Source organism: Halorhodospira sp. 9622 (assembly GCF_022228025.1).
GTDB classification, from domain to species: Bacteria; Pseudomonadota; Gammaproteobacteria; order Nitrococcales; family Halorhodospiraceae; genus Halorhodospira; species Halorhodospira halophila_A.
In genome coordinates this window covers 18,700-30,408 of the sequence record NZ_JAJNRE010000002.1, presented here as the reverse complement: position 1 = coordinate 30,408, position 11,709 = coordinate 18,700, and the positions used below count along the sequence as shown (strand labels likewise).

At 67.4% G+C, this 11,709-nt stretch carries 10 protein-coding genes; 4 read left to right on the top strand and 6 right to left on the bottom strand.

Features of this window, described 5'->3' with window-relative positions:
• Positions 1 to 18 precede the first annotated feature (18 nt).
• The 3 genes from hflD to LRG07_RS01280 all read right to left on the bottom strand — a co-directional run bounded on the left by hflD (position 19) and on the right by LRG07_RS01280 (position 2,885).
• On the bottom strand, positions 19 to 648 hold the full coding sequence (hflD, locus tag LRG07_RS01290) for a high frequency lysogenization protein HflD (RefSeq protein WP_201170493.1): 630 nt from the start codon (positions 646 to 648) through the stop codon (positions 19 to 21).
• Positions 645 to 1,793, bottom strand: coding sequence for a tRNA 2-thiouridine(34) synthase MnmA (gene mnmA, locus LRG07_RS01285; protein ID WP_238641600.1), 1,149 nt, complete (start codon positions 1,791 to 1,793; stop codon positions 645 to 647). Before mnmA ends, hflD begins: the two co-directional genes overlap by 4 nt.
• An 84-nt stretch (positions 1,794 to 1,877) precedes the next feature.
• Complete coding sequence (locus tag LRG07_RS01280; protein WP_238634619.1) at positions 1,878 to 2,885, bottom strand: LysR family transcriptional regulator; 1,008 nt, start codon at positions 2,883 to 2,885, stop codon at positions 1,878 to 1,880.
• Positions 2,886 to 3,157: 272 nt separating this feature from the next.
• On the opposite strand from LRG07_RS01280, the gene aceA reads away from it, so the two are divergent.
• From aceA to clpA, 3 genes are all read left to right on the top strand, one after another.
• Positions 3,158 to 4,426: an isocitrate lyase gene (gene aceA, locus LRG07_RS01275; RefSeq protein WP_201170483.1), complete on the top strand. Its 1,269-nt coding sequence runs from the start codon at positions 3,158 to 3,160 to the stop codon at positions 4,424 to 4,426.
• A gap of 129 nt (positions 4,427 to 4,555) precedes the next feature.
• The gene (clpS, locus tag LRG07_RS01270; protein WP_201170480.1) at positions 4,556 to 4,876 is read left to right on the top strand and encodes an ATP-dependent Clp protease adapter ClpS; all 321 of its coding nucleotides are present in this window, start codon (positions 4,556 to 4,558) and stop codon (positions 4,874 to 4,876) included.
• Between the two features lie 83 nt (positions 4,877 to 4,959).
• Positions 4,960 to 7,230, top strand: a complete 2,271-nt coding sequence (gene clpA, locus LRG07_RS01265) for an ATP-dependent Clp protease ATP-binding subunit ClpA (protein ID WP_238641599.1) — start codon at positions 4,960 to 4,962, stop codon at positions 7,228 to 7,230.
• A gap of 53 nt (positions 7,231 to 7,283) precedes the next feature.
• On the opposite strand, the gene infA is transcribed toward clpA, so the two are convergent.
• The 3 genes from infA to aat form a co-directional block, all read right to left on the bottom strand.
• Positions 7,284 to 7,502, bottom strand: a complete 219-nt coding sequence (gene infA, locus LRG07_RS01260; protein ID WP_201170476.1) for a translation initiation factor IF-1 — start codon at positions 7,500 to 7,502, stop codon at positions 7,284 to 7,286.
• A 111-nt stretch (positions 7,503 to 7,613) separates the two neighbouring features.
• A complete protein-coding gene (locus LRG07_RS01255) occupies positions 7,614 to 8,324 on the bottom strand; it encodes an arginyltransferase (protein ID WP_238636490.1) in 711 nt (236 codons plus the stop codon).
• On the bottom strand, positions 8,321 to 9,064 hold the full coding sequence (gene aat, locus LRG07_RS01250; protein ID WP_201241951.1) for a leucyl/phenylalanyl-tRNA--protein transferase: 744 nt from the start codon (positions 9,062 to 9,064) through the stop codon (positions 8,321 to 8,323). Before aat ends, LRG07_RS01255 begins: the two co-directional genes overlap by 4 nt.
• A gap of 54 nt (positions 9,065 to 9,118) precedes the next feature.
• Here aat and LRG07_RS01245 point away from each other — a divergent pair, with 54 nt between their 5' ends.
• Positions 9,119 to 11,689 (top strand): DNA translocase FtsK, encoded by a 2,571-nt coding sequence (locus tag LRG07_RS01245; RefSeq protein ID WP_201170473.1) that lies wholly within the window; start codon positions 9,119 to 9,121, stop codon positions 11,687 to 11,689.
• The last annotated feature ends 20 nt before the right edge of the window (positions 11,690 to 11,709 follow it).

Sequence of the window (11,709 nt, the reverse complement as noted above, 5' to 3'; positions counted from 1 at the left end):
TCGGTTGTGATGCGTCGCTCAAGCCTCGCTGGGCAGTCCCTCGAGCAGGTTCCGGGCGGCTCCGGCGATCGCCTGGCGCCGGAAGAGCAGCGTCATCCGGCCGCCGCCATTGTCCCTCCACAGGCTAGCGCCGCGGATGCCGCACAGCAGCAGCGCGCGGATCAAGGCGGCATTGCGCTCGTTCTCCAGGTGTTGCTGCTCTCCGCGGATCATCAGCCGTGGTCCCATCTGGCTGATGGTCTGGCTGTAGAGGTCACCGATACCGTGGATGACGCTGGTATGGGTGGGGCTCTCGAAATAGGCCGCCTGGCCGCGGGCCTGCTCGATGCCCTCGGCGAGGCGCTGAAGCACCGCCTGACGCTTCATGAGGCGCCGCTCGAGGTGAAAGATGCTCGCCACGTAACGGGTCGTATCGGCCTCCTGGGGGTCCTCGAGCTGCTCCACCACCCGCCGCAGCCCCGGGGCGAGGCGCGCTGCGCCGTAAAGGGCGTCGGTGCAGCCGTCGTACTCCCCAAGCAGACCCTCGATCAGAGGCTCATACCGGCTCGCCTCGGTATCCCCGGTGCGTGCAACCTCGCGGATGCACTGCACCGCCTGCATGATGACGGCGAGGGTCAGGGCCTGTTCCTGTTCGCGCGAATCGCTCACACCACCTCCGTTGGATGCGTCTGCAGGGTCGGCGGGTTACCCCGGTCCGCCGGGTGCGCGGCGGCGATGGCCGCGCCCCCCAGGCACTGATCGTCGTCGTAGAGAACCAGATACTGTCCGGGGGTTGCCGCCCGCTGGGGCTCGTCGAAGCGGAACAGCACGCCACCGTCGTCCGTGTGCGCCACCGCCCCGGCCCGGGGGCGCTGGCGATAACGCACCTGGGCCTGCAGCCGTGCCCCCTCCGCGGGGATCGGCGCCAGCCAGTGAAAGGGACCGGTTTCCACCGCGGCACTCTGCAGCCAGGGATGATCGTGCCCCTGGACGACGAGCAGCGCGTTGCGATGGGCGTCCTTATCGGCCACATACCAGGGGGCGGCGCCGTGATCCGGGTCGCCACCGATCCCCAGCCCCCGGCGCTGGCCCAGCGTATAGAAGGCGAGCCCCTGGTGGCGGCCGATCTCTCGTCCATCCTCAGTGAGGATGGGTCCGGGATCCAGGTCGATGTAGCGCTGCAGGAAACGGGTGAAGTCCCGTTCGCCGATGAAGCAGATACCAGTGCTGTCCGGGCGGTCGAAGTTGGGCAGCCCCGCGGACCGGGCCTCTTCGCGGATGGTTTCCTTGGTGCTGTCGCCGAGCGGGAAACGCACGGTGTCCAGGGCCGTACGGGATACGCCGGCGAGGAAGTAGCTCTGGTCTTTGTCCGGATCGAAGCCGCGCAGCAGGGCCGGCCCGTCGTCACTGGCGCGTCCCAGGCGGGCGTAGTGGCCGGTGGCCACGGCGTCCGCCGCGAACTGCTCCCGGGCGTGGTGCAGGAAGCGGTCGAACTTGATGTGCCGATTGCACAGGATGTCGGGGTTCGGGGTGCGCCCGGCGCGCAGCTCCCGCAGCGCCTGCTCGAAGACCTCGCGCCGGTAGTGCACGGCGAAGTTCACCCGTCGAATGGGGATGCCCAAGTGCTCCGCCACCTCTACTGCCGCGGCGATGTCGTCCTCGGCCGAGCACTGCATCAGCGTGTCGTCGTCCTCCCAGTTCTTCATGAACAGGCCGATCACCTCGTGACCGGCGCGGACGAGGCGCAGCGCCGCCACGGCAGAGTCCACGCCACCGGAGAGGCCGACAACGATTCGCTTGGGGGATTCAGTCATGGGGCCGGATCTATCAGGTGTCCCGGGCCGAGAGGCTACCACAGTCCGCGGGTCACCCCGGTAGACCGGGGTGACCGCCACGGCTCACTCCGGGCCGCGGCCGGGGACAAGCACGCTCTCTTGGCTGCCCGGGACGCCGTCCCACTCCGCCGCCTCGCCGAAGCCCTCGGGGTCGATCAGCTCCAGGAAACGACGGGCCTGAGGGGAGAGGTAGCGGCCGCGACGCAGCATGACGCCGTAGGTGCGCCGCGGGAAGATCGCTGGCAGGTCGCGGATCGCCAGCTGCTCCTGCCCGGTCAGGCAGATCGCGCTGGCGATGCCGACCCCAAAGCCGAGCTCGACATAGCGCTTCATGATCTCCCAGCCGCCGACCTCTAGGCGCACCTGGTAAGGCACGCTGTGCTGCTGGAAGATCAAGTTCACCAGGCGCCAGGTGGTCAGCTGGCGTGGCGGAAGGATCAGCTCGCCGGCGGCCAGGTCCTCGAGGGTGATCTCCTCCTTCTCGGCCAGCGGGTGATTCACGGGCGTGATCAGCTTCAGTTCGAAGGTGTGCGTGGCGCGATAGACCACGTCATCGGGCAGGTCCAGATTCGACCCGACGGCAATGTCCACGCGGTCCTGCTGCACGGCGTGGATCTGCTCCTCACCGATGAGGTTGTGCAGACGGACGTGGACCTTGGGGTGGTGTTCCATGAAGGCGCGTAGCAGATCGGGCAGGACATAGAGTGAGGTCGACTCGCCGGCGGCGATGTCCAGATGACCGAGCTGCTGCCGGCGGTTGCGCGCCACGAACTGCTCGGGCAGGGAGTCGATCCCCTCGACGAGTGGTGCGGCAACCTCGTACAGGCCCTCGCCATCCGGAGTCAGCCGAATCCGGGGGCCCCGGCGCTCGAACAGGGTGATTCCCATCTCCCGCTCAAGGGCCTGGATCTGCAGCGACACCGACGGTTGACTCAGCTCTAGCCGCTCGGCAGCACGGGAGATGCTGCGCTCCTGCGCGGCGTGGCAGAACGCGCGCAACTGCTTGAGCCGGTTGTGGCGGTAGTAATGGCGGGGGGATTCGTGATCCAAGGCTTCTCGATCTTCGTCCATTGGGCCGATCAATATGCAATATAGTTTGGGAAATATTGTCAAATGCTGCGGCGCGCCATACTATCAGTGACGCGTTATTCAGGCGCGGCAGTACGCCACCCGGCTGCCGGCGCCTGGCGAACGTAGCGGTACGGGTTCTGGGCCCCGGGTTAACCCCGCCCGGGGTTCGTGCCCCACGAGGGCAACCGCGATGGCCCCTCGGGCCGACAGCAAGAGACCGTCATACAGGATTTTCGGGGGTACGGCGTACCAGCCCGATTGGGAGGAGCATGATGTTGAAAGATCAAGCGGCGATTGAGCGTGACTGGGCGGAGAACCCGCGCTGGAAAGGGGTGCAGCGGGGCTACGGGGCCGATGAGGTCGTCCGTCTCCGTGGGACCGTGCAGGTTGAGTACAGCCTGGCGCGCCAGGGTGCGGAGAAGCTCTGGAAGTCCATGCACGAGATGCCCTACGTCAACGCCCTCGGCGCACTGACCGGCAACCAGGCCCTGCAGCAGGTCAAGGCCGGGCTCAACGCCATCTACCTCTCGGGCTGGCAGGTGGCCGCGGACGCCAACCTGGGTCAGACCATGTACCCGGACCAGTCGCTGTACCCGGCCAATTCGGTCCCCGCGGTGGTGGACCGCATCAACAACGCGCTGCTGCGCGCCGATGAGATCAACCACGCCGAGGGCAACCCGCCGTTCGACTTCATGAAGCCCATCGTGGCCGATGCCGAGGCCGGCTTCGGCGGTGTGCTCAACGCCTTCGAGCTGATGAAGGGGATGATCCGCGCCGGTGCTGCGGGCGTGCACTTCGAGGACCAGCTGGCCTCGGTCAAGAAGTGCGGCCACATGGGCGGCAAGGTGCTGCTGCCCACCCAGGAGGCGGTCCAGAAGCTGATCGCCGCGCGCCTGGCGGCCGACACCATGGATGTGCCGACCATCCTGGTCGCCCGCACCGACGCGGAAGCGGCGGACCTGCTGACCTCCGACGTCGACGACAACGACAAGCCGTTCATCACCGGCGAGCGCACGGCAGAGGGGTTCTTCCGCACCAAGCCGGGCATCGAGCAGGCCATCAGCCGTGGTCTGGCCTACGCCCCCTACGCCGATGTGATCTGGTGCGAGACCGGCAAGCCGGATCTCGGGTTTGCCCGCGAGTTCGCGCAGGCCATCCACGAGAAGTATCCGGGCAAGCTGCTCGCCTACAACTGCTCGCCCTCGTTCAACTGGGCGGGCAACCTGGACGAGGCCACCATCCGCAAGTTCCAGGACGAGCTCGGCGAGATGGGCTTCAAGTTCCAGTTCATCACGCTGGCTGGCTTCCACTCGCTGAACTACTCGATGTTCGAGCTGGCGCGCGGCTACAAGGAGCGGCAGATGGAGGCGTACTCCGAGCTGCAGCAGGCCGAGTTCGCCGCCGAGAAGCACGGCTACACCGCTACCCGTCACCAGCGGGAGGTGGGCGCCGGCTACTTCGACCAGGTCACCAACGTGATCCAGGGCGGTCAGTCCTCGGTCACGGCGCTGAAAGGCTCGACGGAGGAAGAGCAGTTCTGAGACGGCGCCTGGTCGCCACCGGCGTAAGCCGACCCCGGGGTGGCGTGCAGCCGTCCCGGGGTTTTTTTATGGTGGTTATGGGTGGCCTACATTGGCCGGTTGGCGCGCGACTCTATAAAATGAAGGGTGATGACCGACGAGCCGAACCAAGACGATCCGCAGGGCCCCGAGGTTGAAGCGGCCAAACCGTCGCTCAAGCAGCCCCCGATGTACAAGGTGGTGCTGCTCAACGACGACTACACGCCGATGGACTTCGTCGTGGAGGTGCTGCAGCGGTTTTTCAACAAGGACCGCAACCAGGCCACGCAGATCATGTTGCACGTGCACACGCGGGGGAAAGGTGTCTGCGGGGTCTATACCCGGGATGTCGCCGAGACCAAGGTCTCTCAGGTCAACGACTACGCCCGCGAGCACGAACACCCGCTACTGTGTACGATGGAGGAAGCTTGAATCGTTCCAGGAACCGTGGCGGTACTGGCCGGTCCAATCTCCGGGGAAGTACCCCGGTCGAGCCCCAGGCGAGGTAATAGGGCATGCTGAGTAAAGAGTTAGAGTTCACGCTCAATCTGGCCTTCAAGGACGCGCGTGAGAAGCGCCACGAGTTCCTCACCGTCGAGCACCTCCTGCTGGCCTTGACCGATAACCCCGCTGCCTCGCAGGTGCTCAAGGCGTGTGGTGCCGACCTCGAACGGCTGCGCGGCGAGTTGCAGGCCTTTCTGGATGAGACCACGCCGCTGCTGCCGGTCAACGACAGCCGCGAGACGCAGCCGACCCTCGGGTTCCAGCGCGTCCTGCAACGCGCCATCCTCCACGTCCAGTCCTCCGGCAAGCGGGAGGTCACCGGAGCCAACGTGCTGGTGGCGATCTTCAGCGAACAGGAGTCGCAGGCGGTCTACTTCCTGCATAAGCAGAACATCTCCCGCCTGGACGTGGTGAACTACATTTCCCACGGCATCTCCTCGGTGGGGGGTGAAGAAGACATGGGCAAGGAAGAGAGTGGCCCGGCGGATGAAGAAGGTGCGGCCGAGCCGGCTCAAGGGGGGTCGCCCCTGGAGCAGTACGCCACCAACCTCAATCAGCGCGCCCGGTACGGGCAGATCGACCCGCTGATCGGGAGGCGCTACGAGATCGAGCGCACCGTGCAGGTGCTCTGCCGGCGCCGCAAGAACAACCCGCTGTTCGTCGGCGAGGCCGGTGTGGGCAAGACGGCCATTGCCGAGGGGCTGGCCAAGCAGATCGTCGAGGGCGAGGTGCCCGATGTGCTCAAGGAGAGCACCATCTACTCGCTGGATCTGGGCGCCCTGGTGGCCGGCACCAAGTATCGCGGCGACTTCGAGAAGCGCCTCAAGGCGTTGCTGCATCAGCTCAAGAAGGACAGCGGCTCGATCCTGTTCATCGATGAGATCCACACGATCATCGGAGCCGGCTCTGCCTCCGGCGGCGTGATGGATGCCTCGAACCTGATCAAGCCGATGCTCGCCTCCGGCGAACTGCGCTGCATCGGGTCGACGACGTATCAGGAGTACCGGGGCATCTTCGAGAAGGATCGCGCCCTGGCCCGGCGCTTCCAGAAGATCGACGTCAGCGAGCCGACGGTGGAGGACACCGTGCAGATCCTCAAGGGGCTCAAGAGTCGCTTCGAGGAGCACCACAACGTCCGCTTCACCGAGCCGGCGCTGCAGGCGGCGGCGGAGCTGTCGGCCAAGTACATCAATGACCGGCGCCTGCCGGATAAGGCCATCGACGTCATCGACGAGGCGGGCGCGCGGCTCCGGCTGCGGCCCCGTTCCAAGCGGCGCAAGACGGTGGGCCTGCCGGACATCGAGTCGATTGTGGCGAAGATCGCGCGGATTCCGCCCAAGCGAGTCTCCAGTCAGGACATGAAGATCCTCGAGAACCTCGAGGGCGAGCTCAAGGGGCTGATCTTCGGCCAGGACGAGGCCATCGAGAGCCTGGCGTCGACCATCAAGATGTCCCGTGCCGGACTGGGCACGCCGGATCGGCCGGTGGGGACGTTCCTCTTCGCCGGCCCGACCGGCGTGGGCAAGACGGAGGTCACCCGCCAGCTGGCCGACCTGACCGGAGTGCAGCTGATCCGCTTCGACATGTCCGAGTACATGGAGCGGCACACGGTCTCGCGGTTGATCGGGGCCCCGCCGGGGTATGTCGGCTACGATCAGGGCGGTCTGCTCACCGAGGAGGTGATCAAGCACCCGCACTCGGTGCTGCTGCTCGACGAGATCGAGAAGGCCCATCCGGACGTGTTCAACCTGCTGCTGCAGGTGATGGATCACGGCACGCTGACCGACAACAACGGCCGCGAGGCGGATTTCCGCAACGTGATCCTGGTGATGACCACCAACGCCGGCGCCGAGGAGATGAGCAAGCGCTCGATCGGCTTCACCAACGAGAACGACACCCAGGACAGCATGGAGGCGATCCGGCGCACGTTCTCGCCGGAGTTCCGTAACCGTATCGACGCGGTGGTGCAGTTCCAGCCCCTGGGGCAGGACACCGTGCAGCGCGTGGTCGACAAGTTCATCCGCGAGCTCTCGGTGCAGCTGGCCGAGAAGCGCGTCACGCTGGTGGTCGATGGCGACGCCCGGCGGTGGATCGGCGAGAAGGGCTACGATCCGCAGATGGGCGCACGCCCGATGGCCCGCGTGATCCAGCAGCACATCAAGAAGCCCCTGGCGGAGCAGCTGCTCTTCGGCGAGCTCACCGGCGGCGGCGAGGTCGAGGTCACGGTCGAGGACGGCGATCTGGCCATCCACGTCCGGGAAAAGGACACCGAGGGGGCGTAGCCCGGCGAGCGGGGCCCCCGTGGCCCCGGCGACGGGTGTTCCGGGGCGGGGCGTTACCGCTCTCGGTAGACGATGCGACCCTTGTTCAGGTCGTACGGGGTCAGCTCCACCGTCACCTTGTCCCCGGTCAGGATGCGGATGTAGTGCTTGCGCATCTTCCCGGAGATGTGGGCCGTGATCACGTGGCCGTTCTCCAGCTCGACGCGGAACATCGTATTGGGCAGGGTGTCGACGATCACCCCCTGCATGCGGATGGAGTCTTCCTTCGCCATGCGCCTCTCTGATTCGTGGTCGCTGCGGTCGGATGGAGCCCCGCTTGCACGGGACTTCTGAACGCGCGAACTATACCGGCCTGTAGCTCTGGCGGCAAGGCGGTGCGCCGTCTATGCGCCGGCGAGCCACCGGCGTCCGTCAAACACCTCGTGGGGACGGAACGTGGCCTTGTAGGCCATGGTCGGGGCGTCCGCAATCCAGTACCCGAGGTATACGTGCTGTGCGCCCAGCCGGCGTGCCTCCGAGAGTTGCCAGAGCACGGCCAGGTTGCCCAGGCCGCGGTGCTCGGCCTCGGGGGCGTAGAAGGTATAGACGGCGGACAGGGCGCCGGGGAGCACGTCGGTGACGGCCACACCGAGCAGGGGGCCACGCTCCGTGCTGCGCAGCTCATAGAAGACGGTGGTGCACCAGGGGGCTGTCAGGAACCCTTCGGCCTCCGCGCGGTCGGGGTCGGCCATGCTGCTATGGGGATGCCGATGGTCGATGTAGCGCCGGTAGAGCGCCAGCTGTTCGTCGGTGAGAACCGGCGGGCAGGCCGCGACGTGCAGGTCGGCGTTGTCGCGCCGGCAACGGCGGTGGCGGCGCCGAGCGCGGAAACGGGCCACCGGGATGCGCAGCGACTGACACGCCGCGCAGCCGGGGCACCGCGGCCGGTAGATGTAGGGTCCGCTGCGCCGGAACCCCTGCTCGAGCAGCAGCTGATAGCGCCGATCATCCAGCGCCAATTGCGGCGAGAGGAACTCGAGTCGCGCCGTTCGCCCGGAGACGTAGGCGCACTCATGGCAATCGGTGCGCAGCAGGGTGACGCGGCTGCGGGTCACGACCCCTCCCGGCTGCGGTGCTCGGTGGCGGGGTCGAGGTCGTTATCCAGGCGCCATGGTGAGTCGCGATGGGAGGCCTGCAGTGCCCGGTCCAGGCGCGCCAGGTATTCGCTGCGAGGGATCTGGCGGACGCCCAGTCGGGCCAGGTGGGGGTTGCTCATCTGGCAGTCGAAGAGCTGAAAGCCCCAGCGCCAGAGCTGCGCGGTCAGCCAGGTCAGACCCACCTTTGAGGCGTCTTCCATGCGACTGAACATGGACTCGCCGAAGAAGGCCCCGTTCAGGGCCACGCCGTAGACCCCGCCGACCAGCTCCTCCTCCAGCCAGACCTCGGCGGAGTGCGCGCAACCGAGGTGGTGGAGTTCAGTGTAGGCGGCGATCATCTCGCGGGTGATCCAGGTGCCGTCCTGGTCGGGGCGTGGGGCGGCGCAGCCGGCCATCACGGCCTCGAACTCGGTGTCCAGGGTGACCGTCATGCGGGTCTGGTTAAGCCGTCGGCGCAGGCTGCGGCTGACGTGGAAGTCCCCGGGCAGGAAGATCCCGCGGGGGTCAGGGCTCCACCAGAGGATGGGCTGCCCCTCGCCGTACCACGGGAAGATCCCATTGCGGTAGGCGGCCATGAGGCGCTCGGCGGAAAGATCCCCTCCGACGGCGAGCAGGCCGTTGGGGTCGGCCAGGGCCTGGTCCGCCGAGGGGAACGGCTCGTCCGGGGTGTGTTCGTTGAGCCAGCGTAGCCGCCGCATGGATGAAGCCGCTCTCTTTTGCTCGGGGCAAGTGGGCCTTGAGGGCACCGGAGCATGATACCGCCTGCTCACGCCGTCGTGCAGGCATCGCCGGGGCGACTTGCCGCTGCCGCGGTGGTCACTGACAATGGTGGATTGATTCCTGCAAAGGGTACGAGATCCGTGGCGGAGCCGGAAGAACAACACGGGGACGAGCCGTTCCTCGGTCATCAGTTGCAGCGCCGCCTGCGCGAGGCAGCCATGGTGCTGCTCGCGGGCGTGGCCGCCTTCATGCTTCTGGCTCTGTGGAGTTACGACGCCGACGATCCGAGCTGGAGCCGGGTCAGCGCCGTCGCCGACGTGGAGAACTTCGGCGGCATTGCCGGTGCCTGGTTTGCCGATATCGCCCTGGTGCTTTTTGGCTACCTGGCTTATCTGGTGCCGTTGTTCATGGCGTGGGCCGCCTACCGGGTGTTTCGGATGCTCGACGAACCCGGTTTCGATCCGCTGGCGCTGGCGGTCCGCTCGGTGGGGCTGGTGCTCGCGCTTCTGGCGGGCGCCGCGCTGGCAAGCCTGCACCTGGAGGGTGAGGCGCTGCCGCTCGGCGCGGGTGGGCTGCTCGGTGAGCTGAGCGCCGGTGAGCTCGAGAGCTGGCTGGGCTTCGTCGGGGCGTCGCTGATGGCCGGCGCGCTGTTTCTGGCGGCGCTGACCCTGGCCACGGGGTTTTCGTGGCTGGCGCTGGCCGAACGCGTCGGGCGCTGGACGCTGGAGTTGTTCGGGAGATTGCGTGCCTTGCTCGGGCGGATGCTCGTCGGCGGTGTGGTCGGGGGCGTGCGGGCCGCACGGGGGCGGCTGGAGCGGCGGCGCCAGTCGCGTGAGGAGCAGGGAACGGCCCGGGCCGAGCCCCCGCGGATCGCGCCACCGGCGCAGCAGGAGTCGGGTGGCGGCAAAGTGCGCAAGGCGATCCAGTTGCTGCCCCGGGCCCGTGCCGGGGATCCGCCGGAGCAGGTCATTGAGGAGCCGCCGGTCCAGCGCGAACCCTCCTCTGCCGCAGAGAAGCCGCGCCGGCAACGCAAGAGCGAGCGCAGCAAGCGCAGCGGACCCGCCGCAGGCGGCTCGCCGGTGCCGCCGGTGGATTTGCTCGACCAGCCGCCGGCGGGCAAGGGCGGTTACAGCCGCGAGGTGCTGGCGACCATGTCGCAGCAGGTCGAGGAGCGGCTGCGCGATTTCGGCGTCGAGGTCCAGGTCGAGACCGTTCAGCCGGGGCCGGTCATTACGCGCTTCGAGGTCTTGCCAGCCGCGGGCGTCAAGGTCAGCCAGATCTCTAACCTGGCCAAGGATCTGGCCCGCGCCATGTCGGTGCGCTCGGTCCGCGTGGTGGAGGTCATCCCCGGCAAGTCCACGGTGGGGCTGGAGATCCCCAATGAGCAGCGCGACGTGATCGCGCTCTCGGAGATCATCCGTTCCCAGGAGTACGCACGCATGAAGTCGGCGCTGACCGTGGCGCTGGGCAAGGATATCGGGGGCAATCCGGTCACCGCCGACCTGGCCAAGATGCCCCACCTGCTCGTGGCCGGTACGACCGGCTCCGGCAAGTCGGTGGGGATCAACGCCATGATCCTCTCGCTGCTCTACCGCAACACCCCCGAGCAGACCCGGCTGATCATGGTCGATCCCAAGATGCTGGAGCTGTCGGTCTACGACGGGATCCCGCATCTGCTCGCCCCGGTGGTCACCGACATGAACGACGCCGCCAACGCCCTGCGCTGGTGCGTGGCCGAAATGGAGCGGCGCTACCGCCTGATGGCGGCGCTCGGCGTGCGCAACGTCACCGGCTTCAACGACAAGGTGCGCGCGGCCCGCGAGGCCGGCGAGCCGCTGCTCGACCCGTTGTTTGATGCCGCCGACCCCAACGAACAGACCTTGGACGGCGAGACCCCGCAGGCCCCGGAGCTGGAGGAGCTGCCCTTCATCGTGGTGGTGGTCGACGAGCTGGCCGACATGATGATGATTGTCGGCAAGAAGGTTGAAGAGCTCATCGCTAGGCTGGCGCAAAAGGCCCGGGCGGCGGGGATCCATCTCATCCTAGCGACCCAGCGCCCCTCGGTGGACGTCATCACCGGGCTGATCAAGGCGAACATCCCCACGCGGATCGGCTACCAGGTCTCCTCGAAAGTGGATTCGCGTACGATCCTGGACCAGCAGGGCGCCGAGGCGCTGCTCGGCCACGGCGATATGCTCTACGTGCCGCCGGGCAGCGGCGTGCCGCAGCGCGTGCATGGCGCCTTCGTCTCTGACGCCGAGGTGCACCGTGTCGTCGAGCATCTCAAGGCGGTCGCCGAGCCGGAGTACGTCGACGAAGTGCTCCAGGATGCCAGCGAATCGGCCCCCATCCCGGGCCTGCCCGGCGAGGGCGGTAACGGGGGTGGTGGCGGCGGCAGCGAGAGCGATCCGCTCTATGACGATGCCGTGCGCATCGTCACCGAAACCCGGCGCGCCTCCATCTCCGGCGTGCAGCGGCGGCTGAAGATTGGTTACAACCGGGCTGCCCGGCTGGTCGAGGAGATGGAGGCCGCCGGGGTGGTCGGGCCGTTGCAGTCCAACGGCGGTCGCGAGGTCCTGGCGCCGCCGCCGCCGGATGCCTGAGCGTTTCCCACGACGTGCCC